The sequence below is a fragment of the Arthrobacter sp. TE12231 genome (genome assembly GCF_054062895.1).
Map to the genome: position 1 here is coordinate 3,463,779 of NZ_JBSSFS010000001.1, position 26,275 is coordinate 3,490,053.

General features: G+C 67.0%; 29 protein-coding genes. 7 read left to right on the forward strand and 22 right to left on the reverse strand.

The features are described from left to right. Window positions 1-54 precede the first annotated feature (54 nt). Together ACVWYS_RS15500 and ACVWYS_RS15505 are read left to right on the forward strand one after the other, a co-directional pair. On the forward strand, window positions 55-1,242 hold the full coding sequence (locus ACVWYS_RS15500; protein WP_456509319.1) for an IS30 family transposase: 1,188 nt from the start codon (window positions 55-57) through the stop codon (window positions 1,240-1,242). A 120-nt stretch (window positions 1,243-1,362) separates the two neighbouring features. Continuing rightward, window positions 1,363-2,289: a hypothetical protein gene (locus ACVWYS_RS15505; RefSeq protein WP_456507442.1), complete on the forward strand. Its 927-nt coding sequence runs from the start codon at window positions 1,363-1,365 to the stop codon at window positions 2,287-2,289. 71 nt (window positions 2,290-2,360) lie between these two features. Here the strand turns inward: ACVWYS_RS15505 and ACVWYS_RS15510 are convergent, their stop codons facing one another. The 19 genes from ACVWYS_RS15510 to ACVWYS_RS15600 form a co-directional block, all read right to left on the reverse strand. Further along, window positions 2,361-3,548 carry an IS30 family transposase gene (locus ACVWYS_RS15510; RefSeq protein WP_456509319.1) on the reverse strand — a complete coding sequence of 396 codons (1,188 nt, stop codon included), beginning with the start codon at window positions 3,546-3,548 and terminating at the stop codon, window positions 2,361-2,363. An 86-nt stretch (window positions 3,549-3,634) separates the two neighbouring features. Continuing rightward, window positions 3,635-4,807: a flagellar hook protein FlgE gene (locus ACVWYS_RS15515; RefSeq protein ID WP_344360922.1), complete on the reverse strand. Its 1,173-nt coding sequence runs from the start codon at window positions 4,805-4,807 to the stop codon at window positions 3,635-3,637. A gap of 31 nt (window positions 4,808-4,838) precedes the next feature. Next, on the reverse strand, window positions 4,839-5,273 hold the full coding sequence (locus ACVWYS_RS15520; RefSeq protein ID WP_456507443.1) for a flagellar hook assembly protein FlgD: 435 nt from the start codon (window positions 5,271-5,273) through the stop codon (window positions 4,839-4,841). A gap of 18 nt (window positions 5,274-5,291) precedes the next feature. After that, a complete protein-coding gene (locus ACVWYS_RS15525; protein ID WP_456510008.1) occupies window positions 5,292-7,436 on the reverse strand; it encodes a flagellar hook-length control protein FliK in 2,145 nt (714 codons plus the stop codon). Further along, on the reverse strand, window positions 7,433-8,173 hold the full coding sequence (locus tag ACVWYS_RS15530; RefSeq protein WP_456510009.1) for a C40 family peptidase: 741 nt from the start codon (window positions 8,171-8,173) through the stop codon (window positions 7,433-7,435). The genes ACVWYS_RS15525 and ACVWYS_RS15530 overlap by 4 nt, the downstream gene beginning before the upstream one ends. Continuing rightward, window positions 8,170-8,604 (reverse strand): flagellar FliJ family protein, encoded by a 435-nt coding sequence (locus ACVWYS_RS15535; RefSeq protein WP_116767001.1) that lies wholly within the window; start codon window positions 8,602-8,604, stop codon window positions 8,170-8,172. The genes ACVWYS_RS15530 and ACVWYS_RS15535 overlap by 4 nt, the downstream gene beginning before the upstream one ends. Beyond that, entirely contained in the window at window positions 8,601-9,929 is a 1,329-nt protein-coding gene (locus tag ACVWYS_RS15540) for a FliI/YscN family ATPase (protein WP_456510010.1), read from the reverse strand. Before ACVWYS_RS15540 ends, ACVWYS_RS15535 begins: the two co-directional genes overlap by 4 nt. Further along, entirely contained in the window at window positions 9,926-10,636 is a 711-nt protein-coding gene (locus ACVWYS_RS15545; protein ID WP_456510011.1) for a FliH/SctL family protein, read from the reverse strand. The genes ACVWYS_RS15540 and ACVWYS_RS15545 overlap by 4 nt, the downstream gene beginning before the upstream one ends. After that, the gene (gene fliG / locus ACVWYS_RS15550; RefSeq protein WP_116767004.1) at window positions 10,626-11,642 is read right to left on the reverse strand and encodes a flagellar motor switch protein FliG; all 1,017 of its coding nucleotides are present in this window, start codon (window positions 11,640-11,642) and stop codon (window positions 10,626-10,628) included. Before fliG ends, ACVWYS_RS15545 begins: the two co-directional genes overlap by 11 nt. Beyond that, window positions 11,639-13,249 carry a flagellar basal-body MS-ring/collar protein FliF gene (fliF, locus tag ACVWYS_RS15555; protein WP_456510012.1) on the reverse strand — a complete coding sequence of 537 codons (1,611 nt, stop codon included), beginning with the start codon at window positions 13,247-13,249 and terminating at the stop codon, window positions 11,639-11,641. The genes fliG and fliF overlap by 4 nt, the downstream gene beginning before the upstream one ends. Next, on the reverse strand, window positions 13,249-13,554 hold the full coding sequence (gene fliE, locus ACVWYS_RS15560) for a flagellar hook-basal body complex protein FliE (protein WP_456510013.1): 306 nt from the start codon (window positions 13,552-13,554) through the stop codon (window positions 13,249-13,251). Before fliE ends, fliF begins: the two co-directional genes overlap by 1 nt. Next, window positions 13,554-13,946, reverse strand: a complete 393-nt coding sequence (locus tag ACVWYS_RS15565; RefSeq protein WP_116767007.1) for a flagellar basal body rod protein FlgC — start codon at window positions 13,944-13,946, stop codon at window positions 13,554-13,556. Before ACVWYS_RS15565 ends, fliE begins: the two co-directional genes overlap by 1 nt. Further along, window positions 13,946-14,287 carry a flagellar basal body rod protein FlgB gene (locus ACVWYS_RS15570; RefSeq protein ID WP_116767042.1) on the reverse strand — a complete coding sequence of 114 codons (342 nt, stop codon included), beginning with the start codon at window positions 14,285-14,287 and terminating at the stop codon, window positions 13,946-13,948. The genes ACVWYS_RS15565 and ACVWYS_RS15570 overlap by 1 nt, the downstream gene beginning before the upstream one ends. A 145-nt stretch (window positions 14,288-14,432) precedes the next feature. Then, entirely contained in the window at window positions 14,433-14,858 is a 426-nt protein-coding gene (locus tag ACVWYS_RS15575) for a hypothetical protein (RefSeq protein WP_456510014.1), read from the reverse strand. Beyond that, a complete protein-coding gene (gene fliS, locus ACVWYS_RS15580; protein ID WP_456510015.1) occupies window positions 14,851-15,342 on the reverse strand; it encodes a flagellar export chaperone FliS in 492 nt (163 codons plus the stop codon). Before fliS ends, ACVWYS_RS15575 begins: the two co-directional genes overlap by 8 nt. Beyond that, complete coding sequence (locus ACVWYS_RS15585) at window positions 15,339-15,791, reverse strand: flagellin hook IN motif-containing protein (RefSeq protein ID WP_456510016.1); 453 nt, start codon at window positions 15,789-15,791, stop codon at window positions 15,339-15,341. The genes fliS and ACVWYS_RS15585 overlap by 4 nt, the downstream gene beginning before the upstream one ends. Before the next feature lie 172 nt (window positions 15,792-15,963). After that, window positions 15,964-16,311: a hypothetical protein gene (locus ACVWYS_RS15590; RefSeq protein ID WP_456507453.1), complete on the reverse strand. Its 348-nt coding sequence runs from the start codon at window positions 16,309-16,311 to the stop codon at window positions 15,964-15,966. 3 nt (window positions 16,312-16,314) lie between these two features. After that, the gene (gene fliD, locus ACVWYS_RS15595; protein ID WP_456510017.1) at window positions 16,315-17,703 is read right to left on the reverse strand and encodes a flagellar filament capping protein FliD; all 1,389 of its coding nucleotides are present in this window, start codon (window positions 17,701-17,703) and stop codon (window positions 16,315-16,317) included. 133 nt (window positions 17,704-17,836) lie between these two features. Continuing rightward, window positions 17,837-18,691, reverse strand: coding sequence for a flagellin N-terminal helical domain-containing protein (locus ACVWYS_RS15600; protein ID WP_344360958.1), 855 nt, complete (start codon window positions 18,689-18,691; stop codon window positions 17,837-17,839). Window positions 18,692-19,008: 317 nt separating this feature from the next. Here ACVWYS_RS15600 and ACVWYS_RS15605 point away from each other — a divergent pair, with 317 nt between their 5' ends. Genes ACVWYS_RS15605 through fliW form a run of 4 tightly spaced genes read left to right on the forward strand, consistent with a single transcriptional unit; the run spans window position 19,009 to window position 22,217 of the window. Continuing rightward, complete coding sequence (locus ACVWYS_RS15605; protein WP_344360961.1) at window positions 19,009-19,497, forward strand: flagellar protein FlgN; 489 nt, start codon at window positions 19,009-19,011, stop codon at window positions 19,495-19,497. 10 nt (window positions 19,498-19,507) lie between these two features. Then, the gene (gene flgK, locus ACVWYS_RS15610; RefSeq protein WP_456507455.1) at window positions 19,508-20,926 is read left to right on the forward strand and encodes a flagellar hook-associated protein FlgK; all 1,419 of its coding nucleotides are present in this window, start codon (window positions 19,508-19,510) and stop codon (window positions 20,924-20,926) included. A 2-nt stretch (window positions 20,927-20,928) separates the two neighbouring features. Further along, the gene (flgL, locus tag ACVWYS_RS15615) at window positions 20,929-21,816 is read left to right on the forward strand and encodes a flagellar hook-associated protein FlgL (RefSeq protein ID WP_456507456.1); all 888 of its coding nucleotides are present in this window, start codon (window positions 20,929-20,931) and stop codon (window positions 21,814-21,816) included. Then, window positions 21,813-22,217 (forward strand): flagellar assembly protein FliW, encoded by a 405-nt coding sequence (gene fliW, locus ACVWYS_RS15620; RefSeq protein ID WP_116767016.1) that lies wholly within the window; start codon window positions 21,813-21,815, stop codon window positions 22,215-22,217. Before flgL ends, fliW begins: the two co-directional genes overlap by 4 nt. Before the next feature lie 45 nt (window positions 22,218-22,262). Here the strand turns inward: fliW and ACVWYS_RS15625 are convergent, their stop codons facing one another. The 3 genes from ACVWYS_RS15625 to ACVWYS_RS15635 all read right to left on the reverse strand — a co-directional run bounded on the left by ACVWYS_RS15625 (window position 22,263) and on the right by ACVWYS_RS15635 (window position 24,238). Next, on the reverse strand, window positions 22,263-22,808 hold the full coding sequence (locus ACVWYS_RS15625; protein ID WP_425547101.1) for an AMIN-like domain-containing (lipo)protein: 546 nt from the start codon (window positions 22,806-22,808) through the stop codon (window positions 22,263-22,265). Window positions 22,809-23,175: 367 nt separating this feature from the next. Further along, window positions 23,176-23,478 (reverse strand): DUF4193 domain-containing protein, encoded by a 303-nt coding sequence (locus ACVWYS_RS15630; protein WP_090956868.1) that lies wholly within the window; start codon window positions 23,476-23,478, stop codon window positions 23,176-23,178. Window positions 23,479-23,743: 265 nt separating this feature from the next. After that, the gene (locus tag ACVWYS_RS15635; protein WP_456507457.1) at window positions 23,744-24,238 is read right to left on the reverse strand and encodes a GyrI-like domain-containing protein; all 495 of its coding nucleotides are present in this window, start codon (window positions 24,236-24,238) and stop codon (window positions 23,744-23,746) included. Window positions 24,239-24,594: 356 nt separating this feature from the next. Between ACVWYS_RS15635 and ACVWYS_RS15640 the strand changes: the two genes are divergently transcribed. Further along, a complete protein-coding gene (locus ACVWYS_RS15640) occupies window positions 24,595-26,166 on the forward strand; it encodes an APC family permease (RefSeq protein ID WP_456510018.1) in 1,572 nt (523 codons plus the stop codon). The last annotated feature ends 109 nt before the right edge of the window (window positions 26,167-26,275 follow it).

Sequence of the window (26,275 nt, forward strand, 5' to 3'; positions counted from 1 at the left end):
TTTCGACGGCAAAGTCATATGGTCGCTGCAACGCTCTGATTGATGGAGCGTTTGATGGTGAATGTGTTTTCCCTGGATGCGCGTACTGAGTTCTTTGATCTGGTGTGTGGCGGGATGTCGATTCTGGCTGCGGCCCGGCGTGTCGGCGCCACGCATGGGACCGGGAGGAACTGGTGGGCCCAGTCTGGCCACATGATGACTGTGGACACGGGGCCCGTTGGGGGTCTTTCGGATCCGGCGCCCACGGCCGAAGGGCCGGAGGGCCGGGCACTGAATCTGGCTGAGCGGGGGATGATCCAGATGGGCCTGCGCAGCGGACTCAGTTACGCCAGGATCGGTGAGGTGATCGGCCGGGACAGGTCCGTGGTCTGGCGGGAGGCGAAACGGAACACCGGCGCGGACGGGGTGTATTACGCCTCGGTCGCCCATACGAAGGCACATCAGGCCAGGCGCCGGCCGAAGGCGTTGAAGCTGGTCGGGGACGAGGCGCTCTGCCGGCTGATCGGGGTGTGGATGGATGACGGGTGGAGCCCGAAACTGATCTCGGCGATGTTGGCCTTCTACTTCCCCGACGATCAGACTATGCAGGTGAGCCACGAAACGATCTACCAGGCCTTATATGTTCAATCCCGCGGAAGTCTGCGGGCAGATCTGGCGGAGAAGCTCAGCCTGAAGCGGAAGCAGCGCGTTCCCCACGCCGGGGACCGGCACAAGAACAGCCCCTACAAGGAGGCGTTCAAGATCAGTGAGCGCCCGGCCGAGGTCCAGGACCGGGCGGTCCCGGGCCACTGGGAGGGTGACCTCATCATCGGCTGCGACGGGACCGCGATCGGCACTCTCGTGGAACGCTCGACGAGGTTCACGATCCTCCTCCACCTTCCCGGGGATCACACCGCTGACACCGTCGCTGCGGCGATGATCCGGGAGATGGGAAAGCTCCCGGATCACCTGCGCCGGTCGATCACCTGGGACCGCGGCACGGAACTCGCCGCGTACGCCCGGATCCAGACCGCACTGGACACCACGCTCTACTTCTGCGACCCGCACTCGCCCTGGCAGCGCGGGTCCAATGAGAACACCAATCGGCTCCTGAGATTCTGGTTCGAGAAAGGCTCAGACCTTTCCGTCCATACCCCGGAGGACCTCCGCCAGGTCGCCGCGAAACTCAACCGCCGCCCCCGACCCACCCTGAACCTGGAGACCCCAGCCAACCGGCTGAACCAGCTGCTGCACGCAGCCTAAACCCCGGCGTTGCTCCAACCAGTTGACTTTGCCGACGTTTTGGCAACCATAAGTGATAGCGCAACGGGGGGCTGTGGATAACGCCGGCAGCATCACGCCTTTGCGGCAACAATGGTCCGCATGCGACCTGCCGAGCCATTGCCCTCCCATTTGTCGGATGCCCCGTTCACCGTGCATGAGGCGAGAGCTGCAAACCTGAGCCGGTCCCGGCTCCGTGCATCCGACGTCGCCCCGGCCGGCCGGTTGATCTATCTGCCGGCCGGCTGGGACTTTGAGATCCGAAGCCTGGCACGCGCACTCTCGGCGGCGACGCCGGGCGGCTGGATCTCGCATCTGACCGCTGCAGTGATCCACGGGCTGTGGCTTCCGGCTTGGTTGTGCGGAAGCCGGGAATTGCATCTCAGCAAGCCCAAAGCGCTGCCGCCGGTCCGGCGGGAGGGCGTCGTGGGGCACACCGTCCTCGCCTTCCCGGACGAGGTCACGGTGCTGGACGGTATCCGCATTTCGACCCCGGCCCGCACTTGGCTGGACCTTGCCCGCGTCCTGCCGTTGGAAGCCCTCGTGGCAGTGGGCGATCAGCTCGTGCGTCAGCCGCGCCCGGGTCTGGAGATCCGCACCGATCCATGGGCGACGCGCGAGGAACTGCGGTCGATGCTCAAGCATCATCCGAAGTTCCAGGGGATCGTGAAGGCCCGCCAGGCGGCCGAGCTGATCCGTGCCGGTGCCGACTCCGCACCGGAGACGTTCTTGCGGCTGGCGCTCACCGCGGCCGGACTCCCGGAACCGGAGTTGCAGCTGCGGCTTGTCCCGGAGGACCCGTACTCACCCGCCGCGGACATGGGCTACCGCAAACAGCGCATAGCCGTCCAGTACGACGGCGCCCACCACCGCACGCGCGAACAGCAAACCCGGGACTACCGCCGCGACGAAGTCTTCCTTGCCGCTGGATGGCGGTACTTCAAGTTGAACGCCGACGATCTGGCCAACGACTTTCGGGGCGCGGTGCGCAAGGTACGGATCGCCCTTGGCACCGGTTCTGCCCGCTAAACACCCGTTGCTCTATCACTTATGGCTGCCTTGCCGCTGGCAAAGTCAACTGGTTGGAGCAACGCCGGGGTTTAGGCTGCGTGCAGCAGCTGGTTCAGCCGGTTGGCTGGGGTCTCCAGGTTCAGGGTGGGTCGGGGGCGGCGGTTGAGTTTCGCGGCGACCTGGCGGAGGTCCTCCGGGGTATGGACGGAAAGGTCTGAGCCTTTCTCGAACCAGAATCTCAGGAGCCGATTGGTGTTCTCATTGGACCCGCGCTGCCAGGGCGAGTGCGGGTCGCAGAAGTAGAGCGTGGTGTCCAGTGCGGTCTGGATCCGGGCGTACGCGGCGAGTTCCGTGCCGCGGTCCCAGGTGATCGACCGGCGCAGGTGATCCGGGAGCTTTCCCATCTCCCGGATCATCGCCGCAGCGACGGTGTCAGCGGTGTGATCCCCGGGAAGGTGGAGGAGGATCGTGAACCTCGTCGAGCGTTCCACGAGAGTGCCGATCGCGGTCCCGTCGCAGCCGATGATGAGGTCACCCTCCCAGTGGCCCGGGACCGCCCGGTCCTGGACCTCGGCCGGGCGCTCACTGATCTTGAACGCCTCCTTGTAGGGGCTGTTCTTGTGCCGGTCCCCGGCGTGGGGAACGCGCTGCTTCCGCTTCAGGCTGAGCTTCTCCGCCAGATCTGCCCGCAGACTTCCGCGGGATTGAACATATAAGGCCTGGTAGATCGTTTCGTGGCTCACCTGCATAGTCTGATCGTCGGGGAAGTAGAAGGCCAACATCGCCGAGATCAGTTTCGGGCTCCACCCGTCATCCATCCACACCCCGATCAGCCGGCAGAGCGCCTCGTCCCCGACCAGCTTCAACGCCTTCGGCCGGCGCCTGGCCTGATGTGCCTTCGTATGGGCGACCGAGGCGTAATACACCCCGTCCGCGCCGGTGTTCCGTTTCGCCTCCCGCCAGACCACGGACCTGTCCCGGCCGATCACCTCACCGATCCTGGCGTAACTGAGTCCGCTGCGCAGGCCCATCTGGATCATCCCCCGCTCAGCCAGATTCAGTGCCCGGCCCTCCGGCCCTTCGGCCGTGGGCGCCGGATCCGAAAGACCCCCAACGGGCCCCGTGTCCACAGTCATCATGTGGCCAGACTGGGCCCACCAGTTCCTCCCGGTCCCATGCGTGGCGCCGACACGCCGGGCCGCAGCCAGAATCGACATCCCGCCACACACCAGATCAAAGAACTCAGTACGCGCATCCAGGGAAAACACATTCACCATCAAACGCTCCATCAATCAGAGCGTTGCAGCGACCATATGACTTTGCCGCTCAAATAGCAGCCATAAGTGATAGAGCAACCCCGGGGCTAGCGCTTCAGCTGGGTCAGTTCCTGCAGAACCTCATCCGAGGTGGTGATGATGCGGGCGTTGGCCTGGAAGCCGCGCTGCGCGACGATGAGGTTGGTGAATTCCTGGGACAGGTCCACGTTGGACATTTCCAGGGATCCGGCGGTCAGGGTGCCCATGCCGGGGTCGCCCGCAGCACCCAGCTGCACGCCGCCGGAGTTGCCGGTGGCCACGTAGGAGGAGCCACCGGCCTTCTCCAGGCCACCGGGGTTGGTGAACTTGGCGAGGGCGATCTTGGCCAGGACCTGCTTGATGCCGTTGCTGAAGGACCCCACCAGGGAGCCGTCGTTGCCCAGCGTGTAGGACTCGAGCTTGCCGACGGCGGCGCCGTTCTGGCCGCTGACGGTCAGGGAGCTCATGGAGGCGTAGCCGGAGACCTTGGAGAGGTCCACCGTGATGCCGGATACGCTCAAGGCCCCGCTGGGGGTGAGCTGGCCGTTCGACTGCTGCGCGAGCTGAATGGTCGACGTCGTTGCCCCGTCTTTTGCGGTGACGTTCCAGCCGCTAGCGCTCTTGGCGAATGTCACTGTCAGGCTGCGCTCGGCGCCGGCCGCGTCGTAGACATTGACGACGCGGTCCAGTGGAGCGTCGGTAACGAGGGCATCGCTGGGCAGGTTCCCGTCCATGGTCACCGTGTCCGTGGCCTTCGCAACCATGGTGTTGGGGTTCAGCGTGATGTCGCCGACGGGAGAACCGGCGTTGATCACGCCGTTGGTGGCGGTCCAGCCCTGGAGGATGCCGCCGTCGGGGCTCACCAGCTGGTTGGCCGCGTCGGGGCTGAACGAGCCGGCGCGGGTGAAGAGCTGCTGGCCGCCCTTGCTGGTCACGAAGAAACCGTCGCCGGAGATCATCATGTCCGTGGCGCGGCCGGTGCTCTGCGAAGAGCCCTGGCTGAAGTTGGTGGTGACTCCGGCCACGCGGACGCCGAGACCGATTTGGGCGGGGTTGCTGCCGCCGGTTCCGGCCTGCGGACCGGAGGCGCCCTGCTGCAGCTGGGACAGGGTGTCCTGGAACTGGGTGGAGGATGCCTTGAAGCCGGCGGTGTTGACGTTGGCAATGTTGTTGCCGGTGACGTCGAGCATGGTCTGGTGGGCGCGAAGGCCGGAGATTCCGGAGTACAGCGAGCGGAGCATGGGAACTGCCTTTCTACGGGTAAAGAACTGGTTAGGATGCGGCCGGAGCAGTAAGCCCGGTGATGGAGTCGAGGGGAACGGTGATGTCGCCGACCTTGACGGCCGGGACCGAGCCCGCATAACTGACGGAGCTGGCGATGCCGGTCCCGGTGGTGCCGTCCGCGAGGGTGTAGCCCACCGACTGGCCGATCAGCTGGGCTGCCGCCGTCCGCATCTGGAGGGAGAAACCCTCCTTGCTGTTGGTGGTCAGTTCAGTCATTTTTTCCATCGTGGAGAGCTGGAGGGTCTGGCTCATCATCTGGTTGGTGTCCATGGGCGCGCTCGGATTCTGGTTCTTGAGCTGGGCCACGAGCAGGGTCATGAACACGTTGGCATCCATGGACTGAGCGGGTGTCCGGTCAGCAGACGCCGGGGCGGCTGCTCCCGCCGGCGTCACTGGCTGGGATGCGATCGGCTGAATCGTCATATGTCGCGTTCCTTCGTGTCAGACAAGAATGTCGAGGGTGGTCTGGGGGCCGTTCAAAATCCTGGCGGCGCGCACGGCTTGGCCATCAGCCAGCGCGTCCCAGCGGTGACCGGGGCGCTGCTCGGCCGGGTCGTTGCGGCCGCTGGGACCAGAGCCGTTTCCGCCGCCGCCGGACTCCCGTCCGGCGGCGTACTGGGTGCCCGCCCGGTCCTGGGCCGTGCCGTGCTGGCCCCCGTTCTGGCCCCCGTTCTGGCCGAGGCCCATGGGACCGCTGTGATCGGACAGGTCAAGGCTGGCCCCGAATCCGGCGTCGGCGAGCTCCTTGCGGAGTTCGGGCAGGATTCCCCGGACCGCCTCACGTCCAGCCTCGCCCGGCGCGAAGAGTTCAATCCGCACACCCGCGGCGTCGATCTGGGCCCGTACCGTCAGCGGACCCAGATCTTCCGGGCTGACCTTGAGCGTCATGATGTGCTCGCCGCGGGGCGCCCCCACCAGGGTGAAGAGCGGTTTGGCCAGCTGAGGCTGAAGGGGTTCCGCGGGCTGGGGCGCCGGCTGCGACGGCGGCTGGGCAGCGGCCTGCGCAGCCGGCTGGGGCATGGTTGTGCCGGCCGTCAGCGACTGAACAGGTACCGCCACTGCGCCAGCCGGACCTCCACTCACCTGATCCGTCAGCGCTTCCGCGGTGCGTGGTGCCTGTGCCTTTGCTTGTGCAGGGTCCGTTAGGGACCCAGGCGGCACCACGGCGGCTGCGGGGGCCACTCTGCTGCCCAGGACATTGCCGGCTGCGGTGCTGCCGGCCGAGGTTATCGCCGATTGTCCGGCGGCTGACGGAGCGACGGCGGTGGCTCTGACGGTCGCTACGGCGGCGGCCTCTCCCCTGCCCGAAAGCGGAGCTCCCGCCATGGCAACAGGAGGGCTGGCCGCCGGGTTGACCGGTGTCGAACTGCCAAGCACCGCACTGCGTCCCGGCCCTGTCTGGGCCGATTCACCTGCCGTGGCCTTCGTTGGCGCCTTCGCTTGAGCCGTGGCCGCCGCGGCCTCGCGCGGCAGCGTGGTTGCCTCGGCCGTGGCGGAAACTGCACCGGCGGGCGAGCCAGTGAGCACCGAGGCGGGACCCGCTGCAGACGCGGCACCTGCCGCGCCGGTGGCGGGCGAGGCCGCTAGCGCAGCCACACCGGGCTCCGGTGCAGCCGCCAGGGCAGGAACGGGTGCAGCGGACGCGGCACCGGCTGATCCGCCAGTGGCTGCAGTCGGCCCCGAGGACGGTACCGCGCCCGCGATCTGCGCGGCAGCAACGGCAGACGAATCACCGCCCGCGACGGGACGAACGGGGATCGCGCCGGGCATCTGGAGCCGGGCGTCGGGCATTCCGGGGGCAGCGGGTACGGCTGTACCCTCTGCCGCGGCGGCCGGCACGCCGGCGGGACCCGCTGCCGCGGGGGCGGGGAAAGCCGGTGCCGCAGCGCGGGGGCTACCGTGACCGTCCGAGGCCACGGCCTGGGCTGCTTGTCCGGGCTGCGCTGGCGGTCCCACCGGGGCTGGCTGTCCGGGTTGCGCGAAAGCGACAAATTGGGCGGGGGCCCACTGGGCGGAGGCATACTGCGCCGGCCATGCAAAGCCGGCAACGGCGGGAGAAGCGGCGTCGGACGGCGCGGAACCTGCTGCAGAGGGCGCCGAATCGGCTTCGTCGTCGGCCGCCGTCGTCGGTTTTGCAGCGGCGCCTGCCGCTGAAGCACCGGTCAGGTCGCCGTCACGCACGGGCACGTCTGGCGTCCGCTCGCCGACCGCCGTTGAGGCGGCTTCGGGGAAGCCGGCGTTGGCGGGCACCCAGTCGGACGCACTTTCCGTGAGTCGGCCGGATGCCTGATTGGCCGGACGGCCGGCGCCCTGAAGCTCGGGCCGTCCGGGCGTGGCGTTGGACTCGTTGTCAGTAGCGGGCTCGGGGTTGGCGGCGGGCTCTGCCTCGGTGGCGGGGTCCGCGAGGTTACCGTTGCCTGCTGGGCCGATCCCTGCCGAACCCTGGACGTCGGTGAGAACCGAGTCGAAGGACGCAGTGTCCGGGCTGCCGTTGCCGGGCCGCGGGTCTGCTCCCTGACGTGCTGCCCGGGCCGGTGCCGAGGCGGCCAGCGCGGTCGCGAGATCCCCCGATGCCGCGGCCTTCACGATGCCGTCCCGGCAGGAACTATGCGCCGGATGGAAGTCAGGTTGGACTGCTGCTCCCAGGCGTCGCGGATCTGGATGGTCTTGCCGGGTACGGGTGCGTCGATCGCCTTGCCGTTGCCCAGGTAGATGGAAACGTGGTTGCCGCCGAAGCTCACCAGCAGGTCGCCGGGTTTCGCTTCGGCGAGGGAGGCCACCGGGGTGCCTTGGCGCATCTGGTCGCTCACCACGCGGGGAATCTCCACGCCGAGGTCTTTGAACACCCGCTGTGTGAAGCCGGAGCAGTCCATGCCGGTGGCCGGATTGGTGCCTCCCCACACGTAGGGAACACCGATGTACTTCTTGGCCGCCGCCACCACGTCGTTACCCGTCGCCGCCGCGCCCGTGTGCACCGTGCCCGTTGCCTGGGCGCCGGTGAGCCCGGCCACGCCGGTGAGCCCGGCCACGCCGGTGAGCCCGGCCACGCCGGTCCCCGTCGTGCTGCCGAGTCCCAGCGAGCTGCCGAGCCCCAAGCTGTCCGTGAGGGAGGATGCATCCGTGGCGCCGGTCCCGCCCATGGCCGCGGCGAGTGCCTGCGTGAAGGAAGCGGAGTCGCCGGTGCCCGTGGCGGTCGCGAGCGAGGTGGCCGCGGCTGCCTTGACCGCGGCCGCGTTGGTCTCCGCCGTGGCCGCCGGCCGGGACAGTTCCGCGATCATCGCTTGGATGCCCTGCATCCGGCCGATTGCCTCTGTCATGCTCATGGCTTCACCTGCTGTTCGTCGCGGTGCCAGAGCGTCGAGGCGATCTCGTCGAGGGCGGACTGTTCGGCGCGCAGGTCCGCGGAATTGATCTCGGCGTCGTGGCGGGCTTGCAGTTTTTCCAGGCCCACGGAGCGCGTGCGGGCGGCGATGAACTCGGCGCGGGCGGCGGCCTCTTCGGCTTCGGCCAGGTGCGTGAGGTTTTGCAGGTCCGCGAGCATGCTGTGGGAGGAGGACCGGGCGGCGGCCACGGCACGCAAGGAGGCCGAGCTGGAGATGGGGTCATCCGTGGCGGCAAGCTCGCGGCGGGCGGCGGCTTCGCGGACCCGGACGGAACTGGAGCGTGAGCGGGCCCGCGCCAGTCCGGTGGCTGCCTGGTCCTGCTGGAGCTGGCGGAGGCGCAGGAGCCCTGCCAGAGAGAATTCGCGGTTCATGCTGCTGCTCCCAGGATCGAAGTAAGGTAGCCGAGCCGCTGCCAGGACTCGGAGTGCGCCGTGGATTCGTCCATCGGCTGTTGGAGGAACGCGCTGACCTCGTGCTCGTGGTTCAACGCGGCGTCCACCATCGGGTTGGTCCCGGCCTGGTAGGCGCCGACGTCGATCAGGTCCTGTGCGCCCTTGCGGGCCGCGAGGACCCGGCGGAGTGTGGCGGCGGCGTCGAGGTTCGGCCGGGCATTGACCTTGCTGGCCACCCGGGACACCGATCCGAGCACGTCCACGGACGGAAAATGCCCCGTGACGGCCAGTTTGCGGTCCAGCACGACGTGACCGTCCAGGATGGACCGGGCCGCGTCGGCGATGGGCTCGTTGTGGTCATCACCGTCCACCAGGACGGTATAGATGCCGGTTACGGAGCCGGTTTCGGCAGTGCCGGCGCGTTCCAGGAGACGGGCCAGGATGGAAAAGGTCGACGGCGGGTAGCCCCGGGTGGCCGGAGGCTCGCCGGCCGAGAGGCCGATCTCGCGCTGGGCCATGGCTACTCGGGTGAGGGAGTCCATCATCAGGACCACGTCCTGGCCCTGGTCGCGGAAGGACTCGGCGATCCGGGTGGCGGTGAAGGCTGCGCGCATCCGCATGAGGGCGGGTTCGTCGGAGGTGGCGACCACCACCACGGAGCGCGCCAGGCCGGCGGCGCCGAGGTCATCCTCGAGGAACTCCCGGACTTCGCGGCCGCGTTCACCGACAAGGGCAATCACCGAGACCTCGGCGTCGGTGCCGCGGGCGATCATCGAGAGCAGGGAGGATTTGCCGACGCCGGACCCGGCAAAGAGGCCCATGCGCTGGCCCTTGCCGAGCGTCGTCATGGTGTCCAGGACGCGCACCCCGGTCTGCAGTGCCGTATCGATGCGGGCACGTTTCATGGCGTTCGGCGCCTCGTTGTCGATCGGCACGCGCGGACCGCTGAGCAGCGGACCCTTGCCGTCGATCGGACGTCCGAGCCCGTCAAGGACCCGGCCGAAGAGGCCCCGGCCGGTGGGGACCAGCACGGCGCCGCCCTTGGCACGGACGGGGTCTCCGGCGGCCACACCGGCGAGACGGCCCAGCGGCATGCAGCGGACGGAGCCCTCCAGCGCGGCCACGACTTCGGCGTCGAGGCCGGGGTTCTCCCCCACCGTGACGAGGTCTCCCAGCGCGCAGTCGAGCCCGGAGACTTCAAGGCCCAGCCCAACGACGGAGGTGACGACGCCGACCCTCTGCGGGGCAGCCGCGGCCAGCGCGGCGGCGTAGTCGGCACCCTTCGGGCGCCACTCGGCGATCATGCCTGGCCCCGATAGGCGCCGGTGCCGGGAAGGCCGCCAGCAGGCAGTCCGCCGCCAATAACGCCGGTGCCAGGACCGGCGTCGGCCTGCCCGGACTCCCCCAGCAGGGCCGTGCGGGCACGTTCCAGGGAACTGCGCAGGCCGGCGTCGAACCAGCCCTGCTGGTATTCGACCTTCGCGTCGCCCCGGCCCAAGGAGGGATCCGGGACGAGCGGCAGCCCGGCGGGCAGTTCCTGCCCTTCCCGGGTAAGGACGTCGATGTCTGCAGGGTGCAGCCGGATCGCCAGCACGGTGGCGGTGTCGCTCCCGGAGAGGGCACGTGCCAGGGCGGCGCGCGCGGTCCTGGTGCCTTCGGCGAGTTCGTAGCCGAGGATGGCCTCGGCCAGTTCCAGCGCGGTACGTGCCAGGATCTCTTCGGCGTCTTGCAGGGCCTGCACGTTGCGGTGGGCGAAGTCGTTCCGGGCGACGGCCAGGGCGCGCACGGCACGGTCCAGGTCCTGTTGCCCGGCGGCCAGGGAGGCGGCCTGTTCGGCGGCCATGCGGTCCCGCCAGCGGCGCTGTTCCTTCGCGGCGGCCCGCACGCCGGCGGCGTAGCCTGCGGCGTGGCCCTCGGTGTAGCCGGCCTGTTCGGCGGCCGGCCCGTTCGCCCGCAGCGAGGGAAAGACGACGCGCGCCGGGGCAGGGGCCGCGCCGCTGTCAGTAGACATAGTCTTCTTCGTCCCCGCGCTGGATGGTGACCTGGCCGTCGGCCTCGAGCTCGCGGATGGACCGGACGACGGCGGCGCGGGCCTCTTCGATCTGCGAGGCACGCAGCGGGCCAAGGGCAGCGATCTCGGATTCGAGGATTTCGAGGTTGCGTCCGGAGACGTTGGTGGTGATGGTTTCCAGGACCGCCTCGGAGGCGCCCTTCATGGCGATCGCCAGGACAGACGCGTCGAGGCCGCGGAGCACCAGCTGCACGTCGCGGCGTTCCAGTTTCACGATGTCGTCGAACGTCACCATCTGGGCGCGGATCTCCACCGCGAGGTCGGGGTCGAGCAAGTCCAGGCCGTCCAGCACGGATCGTTCCGTGCCGGCGTCGGTCCGGTTGATGATCTCCAGCAGCGGCTGGATGCCGCCCACCACCTTTGAGGCCTGCTGGGATACGGCGGCACCGCCGCGGAGTTTGAGGGTATCGGCGACGATCCCGATCGCCTCGGGCGCGCCGGATCCCATGGTGGCGATGCTGAGGGCGACGTCGGCGCGCAGCGAACCGGGCAGCCCGGACATGACGGCCGAGGCCTTGCGCGGGCTGAGGTGGGCCAGGACCAGGGCGATGGTCTGCGGCAGTTCCCCGTCGATCAGGGCCAGGATCTGCACGGGTTCGATGTCTTCGAGGAACTCGAAGGACTTGCCGGCCATGTTGACCGTGAGGCGGTTGATGAGTCCGGCGGCCTTTTCCGAGCCGAAGGACGCCTCGAGCAGGCCTTCGGCGAGTTCCCGGCCGCCCCGGGCCTGGCGGGAGTTGGTCTGCGCGGCCTGGTGGAAGTCCTTCATGATCTGTTCGGCGACGTCCGGGTCCACTTTGCGGAGCTTGACGATCTCGGCGGCAATCTCCTCCGCCTCCGTATCAGTGAGCTGGGCCATGACCTTGGCGGCGTTCTCGGGGCTCATCTGCATCAGGACGACGGCGGCGCGCTGGGTGCCGGTCAGGACGGTATCGGCTGGTTTCATGCCGGCTGCCTGTCATCCATGAGGCTGCGCAGGTAGTCTGCCGCCCGCTCCGGGTTGGCGGCGACCATGTTGTCGATCTCCAGCCGGCGTTGCTCGGACTCCAGCTGCTCGGTGGTCGGTCCCGGAAGCGGCGGCAGGGCGGTGATCGGGATCGCCGACGTCGCCGGGGCCGGCGGAAGGGCGGTGACGGGCGCGACCACCGGCACGATCTCCAGATCCAGGCGTTCACCGAGGTCCACGGGCTCGCGCTTCTGGCGGCGCCGCAGGATGATCGTGACCACCAGAGCCAGGATCAGCAGGCCGAGCAGGATGCTGCCGGCCGTGACGAGGGTTCCGAAGAACGCGGCCTGCCTCTCGGCCTCCGCGTTGGCCTGGGCCTCGGCAAGTGCTTTGGCGGCGTCATCGGCGGCCGCGGTGCTGAACGGCACCACCTCAACGGTGACGACGTCGCCGCGCGTGGCATCGACGCCGGCTGCGGAGGTGACGAGGTTCTTCAGCGACACGAGGTTCAGGCCGTTGGCGGCGGCCTGGCTGACCGCTACGGAAATGGTCTGGCGTTTGACGGCTCCCGCCGGGATGACCCGGTCCTCGGTGACCTTGTTGACGGCGTTGTTCTTGGTCTCGGTGGTGGAATCGAAGTTGCCGTTGCCACTGGTGCCGCCGGGAACGGCGATGTTGTCCGGGCCGAGGACGCCCGCGGCCCCTCCCCCGGTTCCCGTGTATTTCTCGGTCTTGGATGATTCGCTCAGCGGCAGGGCGCCGGCGGTGTTGGAGAACGTTTCGCTCGTCTGCTGGGCGGATTCCCCGGTGACGTCGGCGGCGACCGCTACCGTGGAATTCCCGGGACCCACCACTCGGTCCAGGACTGCCTTCACGGCGTCGGACGTACGGTTCTGGTAGTCGCTGGCCTGCTTGGAGGTCGAGCCTGTGGCGCCGCCGCCGACAGTGGAGAGCACATTGCCTTGGGAGTCGACCACCGACACGTTGTCCGGCTTGAGGTTCTCGATCGCGGCGGAGGTCAGGTGGACGATGGCCTGCACTTTGTCGCTGGAGAGCGTGGTCCCCGCGGCGGTTTCGACAAAGACCGAGGCCGTGGTGTCGGGGGTCTTGGACACAAAGACGGTCTTCTCCGGGATCGCGAGCCGGACGGCGGCGGTCTTCACGCCGTCCATGGCTTCGATCGTGCTGGCGAGTTCCCCTTCGAGCGCCCGCTTGTAGGTGACGGACTGCTGGAATTCCGAGGACGTCACCCCCATCTTGTCCAGGAGGGAGTACCCGGTTGCTGCAGCGGTCGGCAGGCCGGCGGAGGCCGCCTTGAGCCGCTCGTCGTAGACCTTGTCCTGCGGGACCAGGATGGTGGCGCCGCCGTCGCTGAGTTCGTACTGAACGTTGTCCTTTTTGAGCTGATCCACGATTCCGCTGGCATCGGTGCTCTTCAGGCCAGAGAACAGCGGGGTCAGGGCCGGGCGGGTGAGCCAGGCGGACAGGGCCACGATACCCACCACCAGCAGGGCAGCACCGATCACGGCGAGGGTGCGCTGGCCGGCGGTGAAGCTCTTCAGGCCCGTGCCGACGCGCTGGAAGAACGCGGTTATCTGCGGAGGCATCAGGCCTGCATCCTCATGATCTCGTTGAACGCGTCAACGCCCTTGTTGCGCACCGTGGACATGAGTTCCAGCGTGACCTGGGCGCGGGTGGCGGCGAGCGTGGCGTTGTGGATGTCGTCCAGGTTGCCGGTGACGGCGGAGACAGCCAGCTGGTTCGACGTCGACTGCAGCTGCTGGAGGTTGTCCACCGCACCGGTGAGGGAGGTGGCGAAGGCGGAGCCGTCCGTGCCGGCGACAGGGCTGGCGCCGCCGACGTAATTGGTCGGCAGGACACCCTGGACGGGGGTGATGGGGGCAACAGTCATTAGGAGCGTCCAATCTCAAGGGCGGCCGTGTACGTTTCGCGGGCGCGGTCCACCACCTGCGCGTTGGCCTGGTAGCCACGCTGGGCGATGATGAGCGCGCCCATTTGTTCAGCCATGTCGATGTCCGGGTACTTCACGTTGCCGTTGGCATCAGCCAGCGGGTGGTCCGGCTGGTAAACGATCCGGCCCGCGGCGCTGCCGAGCTGGGTGCTCTTGACGTACACGCCGGAGCCGTCCGACCCTTCGGCGGCCTCGACGTACCGGGCCTGAAAAGCGGGGCCGCTGGTGGCGGAGGCGTTGTTCATGTTGGCGAGGTTGTCCGAGACAGCATCGAGCCACTTGCGGTGGACGGTGAGGGCGGAGCCGGCGATGCCGATCATGTCGAAGGTCATCAGCTGGTCCTCAGGGCGGAGCGTATGGCGGTGAATTCGTTATTGACGGCGCGGGCGGCGAACTGGAAGCGCAGCACGGTGTCGATGTTGGACAGGGTCTCGGTGTCCAGGTTGACGTTGTTGCCGTTCAGCTGGGTGGGTTCCAGGGATTCCGCCGTCGTTGCCTGCACGTGGCCGTCCCCGGACTGCACTGACGCCGCCAGGGCGTCCTCGAAGCTGACGCGCTTCGCGTGGTAATTCGGTGTGTTGACGTTCGCGATGTTGTTCGCGATAGTGCGCTGGCGCAATGCCAACCCGTCCATGGCGCTGGCCAGGGCGGCGGAAGTCACGGATTCGAGCACAGAGTCCTGCCTGGGAAAGGTGAGGGTGGCCAATCCGTGGCCGGTAAACGAGCGATCCGTGCTCTTACAGTGGTTATCGGCACTGGTCAGCGCTGCGTTAGGAGAAAATGCGACTGTTATCCGAAAGATTCGGGCCGAGGAAACTTCAGCCGTTCACGTCGAGGTAGATCGCACTGGACGGGTCTCCGACGCCCGGTACTGAGGACACCGCCTGGAGCTGCCGGGCCATGTCCTGCCGGGCCTCCTCCAGCCTGAGGGCAACGCGTTCCTGGGCCGCGGCCAGGGCAACGGCGCGGCGCCGTGCTGCGGCCGGCAGCGGCCCGGGCACCGACGGTGGGGACCAGCGTTTTTCCGCCCGGGGCTCCGCCACGGATCCTGCTGCTATGGCGAGCGGGCCCAGCGGATCCTTCAGGGTGCGCTCGGCAGCCTGGACCGCCATTTCAAGCACGTCCAAGACAGCCATCCAAGCGGCCAAGCCGGCGTCGACGGGCATGGCCTCCGCAGGAAGTGATGCGGCGTTGGTGGATCCGGCTTCCCCAAGGCCGGACTCCGTCTCGGTCTGGTTAGCCAAAACCGAGGCTCCCGCCACCTGTTCCCGGCTGGGCGTTCCAGGCCCCGGTGCCGGCAAAGGCGGGTGCAGCCGCTGCGGAGGGGACTGCCGGTGGCGCCGGAACGGACGCGGCGGCTTCATGCCAGGCCTGGCGCAGGGGTTCCAGGAGGTCAATTGCCTCCCGTGTGAGGGCCTGGTCGCGCTGGATGTTGGCGTTAACCAGCGCGGTGAAGGCGTAGTTGTAGATGCCGAGGAGTCCGTCGGCACCGTCCCAGGCGTCGACCTTCAAGGACGAGGTCAATTCAGCAATGATGGCCTGTGCATGCAGGAGGTTTTCCGCGGCGACCGGCCAATTGGCGCCCTGCTGGGCCGTCTCGGCCCGTCCAAGATCCAGCAGAAGGCGGTCGTAGAGCATGGTCAGGAGGCGTGCGGGAGGAGCGGAGAGCACAGAATCCGCCAGGTACTGATTCCGTTGGGCTGCGCTTCCAAAGCTTGTGGTGGTCATGCTGGTGTGCTTCCTGTGGAGGGACCGAAGATCTGCGAGGAGAGCCAGGCAGACTGGGACTTAATTTCACTGAGTGACACTTCGAGCGCGGCCTGCGAACGCTGCAGAACGGACTTTCGGGCGACGAGCCCGCTGTCCCAGCCGGCAGGAAGGTCCGCCGAAGCACCGGCCTGCTCGCCGAATTTTACGTGGGCGCTCTTTCCGTTCAAGTCGGGGACGATCGTTGCAGCCGCGCCGGATTTGGACACCGCAAATTCCAGCCGGTACTGGCCGCCGCCGGCAGGCACCTTACTGGCCGTAACGCCGGCATTTGCGCCGTTGACCGCGGCGGCAACATCGTCAATGGAGCTGGTGGCTGGCGTGACCGTGACGATGTTGCCCTCGCTTTTGATGGTGATGGTGGTGAAAGGCCACACGAAGACCTTCTGCGAGGAGGACACATGGGACATAGCGGCCTGCCTTCCGGGTAGGAACAACACGGCCGATTTCGTGACCGTGCTTCGGGTAATCCCTGCTTACCTTCTGCTCTCGGCATGCGAGGGGTCATGCGTTAGCAAAAAATGCTGGACTATCTCCTGCGGGTTCCCGTGAGACGGGGTCACATCCACACGAGAGGTCATCTCAGCCCCGGACGTCAATGAGCAGTGCGTGGCCTGCTCCGGACGATGCCGGGACTAAATTGAGGGCCTCCAGGTGCGCTGCGGCGACCTGCCTGGTCTTCGTGAGGATGGCAATGCTTTCCTCCTGAGCATTCAGGACCCGGCGCGCACGGTCTTCCAGCTCGGCCGGGATGGGGCCCGGTAAAGCGGGAGGTGCCCACGGTTCGGGTTCCGCCCCTGAAAAGGCCACCGCGATGTCGGCCTCGAGCCGGTCCAGGATCGCGGTCCAAACTGCGTTGGTATCGGCGATCCCCGGGGCGTCACCGAGCGGGCGGTCCGGGCCCCGGCGATAGACAGCGGTGCTGGACATTGGCTAGTTTCCGCTCGAGGACGACGTGGAGAGTCCGGCGAGCTGGCCCGTAAGCCAGGATGACTGCGCCTTCAGCCCACCCAGCAGAACTTCCATATTGGTGAACTGGGCCTGAAGGGTTGCCCGGCGGTTTGTTAGTCGCGTATCCCAGTTGGAGATCTGGTCGTTCAGGTCAGCGACCTCGGATTGTTGACCCTTGATGAGGGACGTCACGGAACCCTGGACCGGGTCTGTGGCGTTACTCGTCGAGGTGGCGACGCGCGAGGCAATTGTCTGGAGCGCGGCACTGGTCCCGGCCGGGTCGCTCGCCATCGCCGCCGCCAGCTTGTCCTTATCGAAGGTGAAGTTCCCATCGCGGGTGATCACGATCCCGTACTCGGACGGGGACTTGCCGTTGACCGGGGCCGCCATTGCGGTGAGCAGGGCATCGCCGACGGCGCGGACGCTGGAGTTGCCGGTGAAGATTCCGCCTTTGGCGGCCGAGGTTCCGTCCGCCGTTGTGGTGGTGGTGACGGAGCTGTTGTCGGAGATGAAGCCGAGTGCATCATTGACAGCTTTGACGAGATCCGATGCCTTCTGGGATATCGCCGCGGTGTCGCTGGCTACGGTCACGGTTACCGGTGCGGCGCTGACAGCCGTCGCAGTGACCGAGACGCCGGGGAGCAGGTTGGTGAAAGTGTTCGTTGCCGAGGTGATTTTCTGCTCGGCGGCGGTGCCTGCGTACAGGACGGCTTCGGCGTCCTGGGCGGTCCTCACGACGGCGGCGGCAGGATCGGACATCAGGTCCGTGGCGGTGCCGGCAGTGACGTCCGCGGCGCTGCCCTGGTAGATCTGAAACGCGCCAGCTGCGCCGGATGCGGTCGCGGTGAGCTGGAGGCGGTAGGTGCCGTTGCCGGCCGGGACTTTCACCGCGGCGGCGCCTCCGGAAGCGGCGTTAATGGCGGTGACGACGTCGTCGAGCGACGTGGAGGCCGGGGCGATCTCGGTCTGCTTGCCTGTGGCATCGACGATTGTCAGCTTCGCGGGCGCTCCCCCGGCATCGACGGGCCACGATGCCATCGCTGCGGTGACATCGACCTGGGTCTGCGCGAGCTTGGTGACCGTGACATCGAGGGACCCGGCCGCCGCAGAGGTGTTCGCGGTGGCGGTGAGGGACGGCGCCGAGGTGCTCGCGGTGAACAGATTCAGTGCGTTGACGGTGGCATCTCCGGAGGCGGTGCTGTTGAGGAGCGTCAGACGGGTGTTGAGGCCCTGCAGCGATGTGATCATCGACTGGTCGGAGGCCAGCTTCGTCTTCAGTTGCGTCTGCGGCAGTGCCTCGACGGCCATGAGGGAGTTAATCATGGACGTTGTGTCCAGGCCGCTGGACAGTCCGTCGATTGCTGTTCCCACGGGGGTTCCTTCCGGAAAAGTTTGGGGCCGTGACCGGCGGCGTAGGTCAGACGCCAGTGGCGGTCAGGCGGGATGGGCCCGACCTAACCGCCACAGGCGACCATGGAATCCGTTGTTACGGTTCCGCTATTGACTAGCGCAGGAGCGACAGAACGCCCTGGCCGGACTGGTTGGCCTGAGCCAGCATTGCGGTACCGGCCTGGGACATGATGTTGGCCTTGGTGAACTTGACCATTTCCTGTGCCATGTCGGTGTCGGTGATGCGGGACGCAGCAGCCGACAGGTTCTCGCCGGAGACCTGGAGGGTCTTGGTGGCGTGTTCCAGGCGGTTCTGGGTTGCACCCAGGTCTGCGCGCTGAGCGGAGACAGCAGCGATGGCGGTGTCGATGGTGCCGATCGTGGTCTGGGCGTTGGCCGCAGTGTCGACCAGGAAGCCTGCAGAAGCGGCAGCGCCAGCCAGCGTGCCAACGGCGGTGGGAACGTCACCGAGGGTGATGTCGATCTTGTCGTTGGCGGTGCCGCCGGTGCCGACCTGGATGCTCAAGGTAGCGCCGCTGTTGCCAGCAGCACCCTGGAGCAGGTCGATGCCGTTGAAGTTCGTGGACTTGGTGAGGCGGTCCAGTTCCTTGCCCAGCGAGTCGCCTTCACCCTTGATGGCGTTGCGGGCAGCCACGTTGTTGGTGTCGTTAGCGCCCTGGACAGCGAGGTCACGCATGCGCTGCAGGATCGAGTGGACTTCGGTCAGGGCGCCTTCGGTGGTCTGGATGACGCTGATGCCATCCTGGGCGTTGCGTGAAGCCTGCGCCGAGCCGGTGACCTGGGACTTCAGGCCTTCAGAGATGGACAGGCCGGCAGCGTCGTCAGCAGCACGGTTGATGCGCAGGCCGCTGGAGAGCTTCTCCATCGACTTGGACACAACGTCCTGGGTGTTGTTGAGGTTGCGGTAGGCGTTGTTCGCCATCGTGTTGGTGTTGATCATCATGCCCATGGTGTTTCCTCCGTGAGTGGGACTGTAAGCGACGGCCCATCCGTGGGCCTTCAGGAGTAGTTATCGCCCGGCGGATAACTCAGGTAAGGGGAATCCGAAAAAAGTTTTCCCAGTTCACGCGCTCTTGTCCGCGCTCCTGCCCGATTGCCAAGAACGCCCTTGTTATCCGCCTCATTGCTGCTAACGCATCCCGCAGCCCTGCCGATAGTTTCTACGAACCCTGCTGGTGGCTGAATCGTCCGCACGATCAATCGGCCTCCCCGGCACCACCGCACCTGTCGCCCGCTACATTCACACATGAGGGAGCCGTCCCGAACATGGCCATCCACGAACTTTCAGCCCTGCTGTGGCGGGAGCGTGAACTCCTGGACGTTCTCACTTTCAAGCTGGAGGAAGAGCAACTGCTCCTCACCTCAGGCAAATCCCGCTGGCTGGCTCACGGCACCAAAGAAGTCGAGCAGGTCCTCGAACACCTCTCCAAGGCGAGCCTGGCGCGCACCATCGAGGCCGCCGTCGTGGCCGAAACCTGGGGTTTGCCGTCGGACGCGTCCCTCGGCGAGCTGGCTGCCGCGGCCCCGGAGGGTGCCTGGTCCGAAGTCCTGACCGCGCACCTGGCCGCACTGACCCGCCAGACGGCCCTCATCAAGGAACTGCGCGACTCCAACGAGCAGTACCTGCGCACCGCAGTCCGCTCCACCCAGGAGTCCCTGGCCGATCTCCGGCCCGCCGCGGCCGCCGGCACTTACGACTCCCATGGCAAGACCGGGGAAACCGCCGGCTCCCGCCTCTTCGACAAGCAATTCTAAGGAAGCGACCATGAGCACCTTTGGCGCCCTGAATACCGCCTACCGGGGGCTGACCGCCGCCCAGCAGGGCCTGAACGTCGCCGGCCAGAACATCGCCAACGCGGCCACCGAGGGCTACACCCGGCAGCGCGTGCAGCAGTCCTCGATTGCTGCCCCGGCCCCGGGTCTTTTCGGCTCAGGCCGCCCGGAGTCCGGCAACGGTGTTTCCGTGGACGGCATCGCCCGGCTCGGCAGCAGCTTCCTGGATGCCGGCGTCCGCTCGGCGGGAGCCCAGGCCGGCTTCGCCAGCGTCCGGTCCTCCGTGCTCCAGGGCATCGAGGGAATCCTGCAGGAACCCGGCGACAACGGGATCTCCGCATCCCTGCAGACGTTCTGGTCCGCCTGGCAGGGCGCGGCCAACCAGCCCGGAGAAACCGCTCCGGCGGGGCAGCTCCTGCAGGCCGGCAATGAGCTCACCGCCAAGATCTCGTCCGGTTACCAGTCGCTCACCGCGCAATGGAGCAGCGTTCGCGGGCAGGCACAGGACAACGTCGACGCCGTCAACGCGGCGGCCGCTCAAGTGGCCGCTTACAACGCCACCATTCGTTCCACCACCGCAGCGGGCGGTTCGGCTAACGAACTCATCGACGCGCGGGCCAAGCTCACCGAAACGATCTCCCGGCTGACCGGCGGGACCGTGCGCGAACAGGCAGACGGCACGGTGGACATCCATGTCGGCGGCAATGCCCTTGTCATGGGAACGTCCGTCAGGGCTCTGGCCCTCTCGGGCACCCAGTCCGGGGATTCGCTTGGGTCTTCGGTCCAGCTTGAATGGGCCGACCGGCCTGGCCGGGCTGTACCGGTCACCGACGGCGAAATCGCCGGCGCGCTGTCCGTCCTGGCGCCGGCAAACAGCAACGGCACCGGCGGCGCGATCGCCGAGGCGGCGGCGTCGTACAACACGTTTGCCGGAAATTTGCGGGACGCCGTCAACGCTCTTCACAACGGCGCCCAGACTTCCACCGGGGCCGTGGCCGGCGACTTCTTCAGCCCCGCCTCGGGCATGCCGGCGGCGTTGAGTCTCGCCGTGCTGCCCCAGGACGTCAGCGCTATTGGCATTGGCGCCGGCGCAGGGAAGCTGGACAACAGTGTGGCGGACAAGATCTCCCAGCTCGGCACGGGGCCCGGGTCACCGGACAGCCTCTGGGCCGGCGTCGTGACGGGAATCGGCGTCCAGTCGCGGGGCGCCCAGCAGCATGAGTCGCTGACCACCGCCTCGGAGTCGTCCGCCCTCGCCAACCGCGCGTCGTCCGCGTCCGTCAGCCTGGACGAGGAAAACGTCAGCCTGCTCACCAACCAGCACGCCTACCAGGCCGCCGCCCGGGTCATGACAGCCGTGGACGAAGCCCTGGATGTTTTGATCAATCACACCGGACTGGTAGGAAGGTAGCCATGCTGAACCGGGTAACAAACCTGACCATGACCTCTGCCGCCCAACGCAACCTCCAGGCACAGCAGTCCAAGCTCGCCGAGCTGCAGGACAAGGCCGGCACGCTAAACAAGCTCTCCCGGCCCTCGGACGATCCCGCAGCCACGGCCCAGGCCCTCCAGACCCGCTCCCGGATCGCCGCCGCCGCCCAGTACGGCCGGAATATCGACGACGGCGACAGCTGGCTCACGGCAGCCGACTCAGCCCTGTCGCAGGCCACCAACGTGGTCCACAAAATGCAGGACCTCACCGTCCAGGCCGGCAACGGCACGCTCAACCAGACGGGCAGGGACGCGATCGCCCTCGAGCTGGAAGGCCTGAACAAGGACCTGCTGTCGATCGCTAACAGCAAGCACCTGGGCCGCAACATCTTTGCCGGAAGCTCGGACGCCGCCAGCGCGTTCAACCCCGGCAACCCGCCCACGTTCAACGGCGTTGCCAACAGCTCCGTGGAGCGCCGCATCAGTGATACCCAGACCGTCCGGGTGGATGCCGACGGCGCGGCCATCTTCGGCGACGGCACCTCCTCGATCTTCCAGACCGTCAGCGGGATCGTCGACGGGCTGCGGAACAACACGGACGTGACCGCGCTGGCGGCCCAGCTCACGACCGGTGTTCAGAACATCGTCAACGGGCGTGCGGAGGTCGGAACACGCCAAGCCCAGCTGGACCGCGCCAGCAGCGTCAACACAGATTTGGAGGCCACCTTGGATGCACAGAAGACGGGCATTGAGAAGGCAGATCTTGGCAGTGTCATCATGGACCTGAAACTTCAGGAGACTAACTATCAGGTGGCTCTCGCCGCGACGGCCCGGGTCCTGCAGCCCACCCTGATGGACTTCCTGCGGTGAGCACCCCCGTCATGGACACCCCCGTCGCCAGCCTGCCCGTCACATTCACCGCGCCCATGCCGGGCTTTGAGGATCTGCACGACTTCTCGCTTCGGAGCGTCCAGGGCGCGACAGGGCTGTTCGCGCTGGAGGCCGCTTCCACCCCGGTGCGGCTGTTCCTGGCCGATGCCGCCGTGTTCGCGCCGAGCTACGCTCCGCCGATCCCGGCAGCCTCCCTGGAGGCTCTCGGGCTCGACGAGCGGGAGGCACTCCAGGTGCTGATCGTGGTCAACCATGCCCCCGGTTCCACGACGGTCAACCTCATGGCTCCGATCATTCTCAACCGCGGCACGGGACGCTGCACGCAGCTCGTGCTGGACGGTCGGGACTACCCGCTCCGGGCCGAAATCGACTCCCTGTAGTCAGCCGCTGGCGAGCCTGCCACTCAAAGCGGCCCGCCGTCGGACTTACCAGAAATGCGCGACGTCCACCACGAGCCGTGAGCCGGAGCCCGGGCCGGGCAGGGTAAGGACCCGGAACGGCAGCCGCGCGCGGACCCCCAGCCCGAGGCTGCTGTAGCCCTCGAAGCTGCCCGCCCACGCCACCTGCCGGAACGTCTGGTACCCGGCCACGTTGGAGAGTTCATTCTTGTTCGCCGGGTTGTAGGTGGGGTTGCCGGCGTCGTCATAGGCCGGCGCGTTGACCGTGAGCTGAATGAAAGCCTGACCCCGCAGCGGAACCGGCAGCCCGGACCCATCCTGCACCACCTGGGGAACGTAGCGCACGGTGTAGCCAGCCACGGGGCCGTTGAGGTCAATGACCAGCCGGTCAAAACAGTAATGCTGTCCGGTCCGGACGTTGACCACCTTGGCCTGGCTCATGGCCGGATCCGTCTTGAGCAGTGAACCCCATACCAGGCCGCAGTAGGGGTCCGCGGCGGCCGGGGATGGCGACAGCACCCCGAGGCCCACAGCCATCAGCACTGCCCCAAACAACGCTTGGATCTTCTTCAACCGGGTCTTCTTGACCTGAGTCTTTTTCAAAGCCTTCAAAGCCGCCACCCCCTGAGACTGGCTGAACAGCCAGCACGATCAGACCCTCTCAGCGTAGGCGGGCCCGAACCGGCGGGCGAGGCCCTCGACCGTTTCGGCGCCCAACTGTTAAGGTGACGCGTTGCTGATCACGGACTGATGTCACCAGCGAAGGCCATGGCCTCATCGCAGGCCGAGCGGTCCGTGCCGGGAACGGCGAAGCGCCGGCACCCTTGCGGGTCCGGCGCCTCAAGTTGCTTCACTGTGCCATCAGTCTTGGGCCATCATTGTTGGGCCATCAGTGTTGTGTCAGCCGCTGCGGGGAGCAGCCAGACTGCCAGCTGGTTCCTTAGCCTTCGCAGTCGCGGCAGTACTTCATGCCGTTCTTTTCGCGGGCCACCTGGGACCGGTGACGGACCAGGAAGCACGAGGAGCACGTGAATTCATCGGACTGCTCGGGAACAACAATGACGGTCAGCTCTTCGCCGGACAGATCCGCCCCCGGAAGATCGATGCCTTCCGCGGTGTCGTTCTCGTCGACGTCGATCACAGCGGTCTGGGCGCCACCACCGCGGGACGCCTGGAGGGCCTCCAGTGACTCAGCGGGAGACTCTTCTTCTGTCTTGCGTGGGGCGTCGTAATCGGTAGCCATATCGGGGTTCACTTTCGTTGCTGCGCAGCGCCATTTCAGGCACCTCAGTGAAGCAGTTTAGGACATTATGCATGGAGTTGAAGAAAAGTGTGGCCAATCAGACACTATGAGTCATTGGCGGCACCGGAAGCGACGGGGCATAGCCCCTAAACGGCGCCCTAAACGGCGCCCTGAACAGCGCCCTGGACACGGCGCCAACAGCGCCGGCCGCTCGCTTCCAGACGCCGTTCCGGACATCCTTCCGGCGGTTGTTCCGGCGGGCATTTCAGGCGACCGGCCAGACCACGAGGGTCTGCCATTTTGCCGGGTCCGGTTCAGCGCCCGGATCGCTCAGGTAGTACTCCCACATTGCCTCCCCCGGACTCACTCCGTCTTCCCGCATCCGCTCCATGATCGCCCCGTAGGTGTGCTGCAGCGATTCATAGGAACCAATGTGCAGTGCCTCGTATGCCTGGCCGGCGGGGAGAGTCCCGGCCGTGACCGTAGTGGCCTCACCGCCGGCGTTCGTGAAGGGCGCGGCGAGCGGGAACCCCGCCTCGACGTCGACGACGTCGGTCGGCATCCCCCGATAGAGCGCGAACGGGGGTCCGGCCAGCTGGACATGCTGCGCCTGGACCGCGCCCGTGACGGCGCCGAAGGCACGGCCAAAGAAGTCACGGAGCGCGTTCATCGGAACGGTCTCGCGTACTACCGCCGTCGGCTGCTCCTTGAGTTGGGCGGTCTTGATGTCCGGAGCCGACCCCGGGTTCATTTCAGTCATACGCCCAGAGTCTGCTGTGTCCATTCCATGGTCTAGGGCCTTACGGCCCGCGCCGCGGGGAGGGTTCGCCCGTGGCGGGCCGGCCCCGAGGGCCGGCCGCAAGTACACGTCCCGGCGCTGCCCTGCCGCAGGCGAAGGCCAGCGCCGAATAAATAAATGAACTTTATTCATATTAGGTCTTGCCCCGAGCCGGGATCGCCCCAATACTAAATGAACACAGTTCATTTATGTGATGCCCGTCTCACTGGAGTAGCCATGATCGACATCTTCGATGCGTGCCATCTCTTCGCCCGCGGCGGTGGCATCCACGGCATCACCCGACAGCAACCATCCGTTTCCCAGAAAACAGGTCACCAATGAGTCAAACTATCGGCCGCGAAGACGGCATCACCACCGGGCACGACGTCGTCGATCCGGCCGGTTCCAAGCACGGCATCAGCGGCAAGGGACTCAAGGGCGGCCAGCTGGGCCTGCTCGCCGTCGTCGTCCTGGGCATTTCCTCCGTGGCACCGGCCTACAGCCTCACCAGTTCACTGGGTCCGGCGGTCGGCGCCGTCGGCCTGCAGCTGCCGGCGATCTTCATCGTCGCGTTCATCCCCATGATCCTGGTGGCGTTCGCCTACCGCGAGCTCAATGCCGATTCCCCGGACAGCGGCACCACCTTCACGTGGGCCACGAAGGCGTTCGGGCCGTTCGTCGGCTGGATGGGAGGCTGGGGGTTGCTGGCTGCCAACATCATCGTCCTGTCCAACCTCGCCGGCGTCGCGGTGGACTTCTTCTATCTCTTCCTGGCCCAGATGTTCAACAACCCCGACCTCGCGGACCTGACCTCCAACACGGCCGTGAACATCATTACGTGCCTCGTGTTTGTCGCACTCGCCGTCTGGGTCAGCTACCGCGGCCTGCACGCCACAAAGCTCGTGCAGTACACCATGGTCGGATTCCAGGTGCTGGTCCTGGGCATCTTCGTCGTCATGGCACTCACCCACGCCGCCTCGGGTGACGCGGGCACCTCCATCGCCTTCAGCTGGGACTGGTTCAACCCGCTGAAGATCGGCAGCTTCGAGCAGTTCACCGCCGGCATGTCCCTGGCCGTCTTCGTCTACTGGGGCTGGGACGTCTGCCTCACCGTGAACGAGGAAACCAAGGGCGGCAAGGGCACCGCCGGCCGGGCAGGAACCACGACGGCGGTCGCCGTCCTGGCCCTCTACCTCGTCGCGATCGTGGCCACCATGATGGTAGCCGGCACCGGAACCGACGGCATCGGCCTCAACAACCCGGACAACCAGTCGAACATCTTTGCAGCACTGGCTTCCCCCGTCATGGGCCCGCTGGCCATCCTGATGTCCCTGGCCGTGCTCTCCGGCACCGCATCGTCCCTGCAGTCCACCATGGCCTCCCCCGCCCGCAGCCTGCTCGCGATGGGCCACTACGGCGCGCTCCCGCCGCGCTTCGCGACGGTCAGCAAGCGCTTCGGATCCCCCGGCTACGCCACGATCCTGGCCGGCGTAATCTCCGGCGGCTTCTACGCCGTCATGAAGGTGGTCAGCGAGAACGTGCTGAACGACACCATCATGGCCCTGGGCCTGATGATCTGCTTCTACTACGGCCTCACCGCATTCGCCTGCACGTGGTACTTCCGGCACAGCCTGTTCTCCAGCGTCCGCAACTTCTTCATGCGGCTCCTGTTCCCGGTGGTGGGCGGCCTGGTTCTCACCGTGGTCTTCTTCCAGACCGCTGTGGACAGCTGGTCGCCGGAATTCGGTAGCGGCTCGGAGGTCTTCGGCGTGGGCCTGGTGTTCATCCTGGGGATCGGCATCCTCGCCCTCGGCGTCGTGGTCATGCTCCTCGCCTCGAAAAAGCATCCGGGCTTCTTCCGCGGCGAAACCATCCGGAAGGACACCCCCGCCCTGGTGGTTCCGGAGTAACCTCCGGATTTCCAAACCCGTACGGCCCTGCTCCCCGGACTCCGGGAGCAGGGCCGTACGTTTTTGTGCCTGCGGTGCCCTGCACCGCGTGCGCCGACCCGCCGTGTTC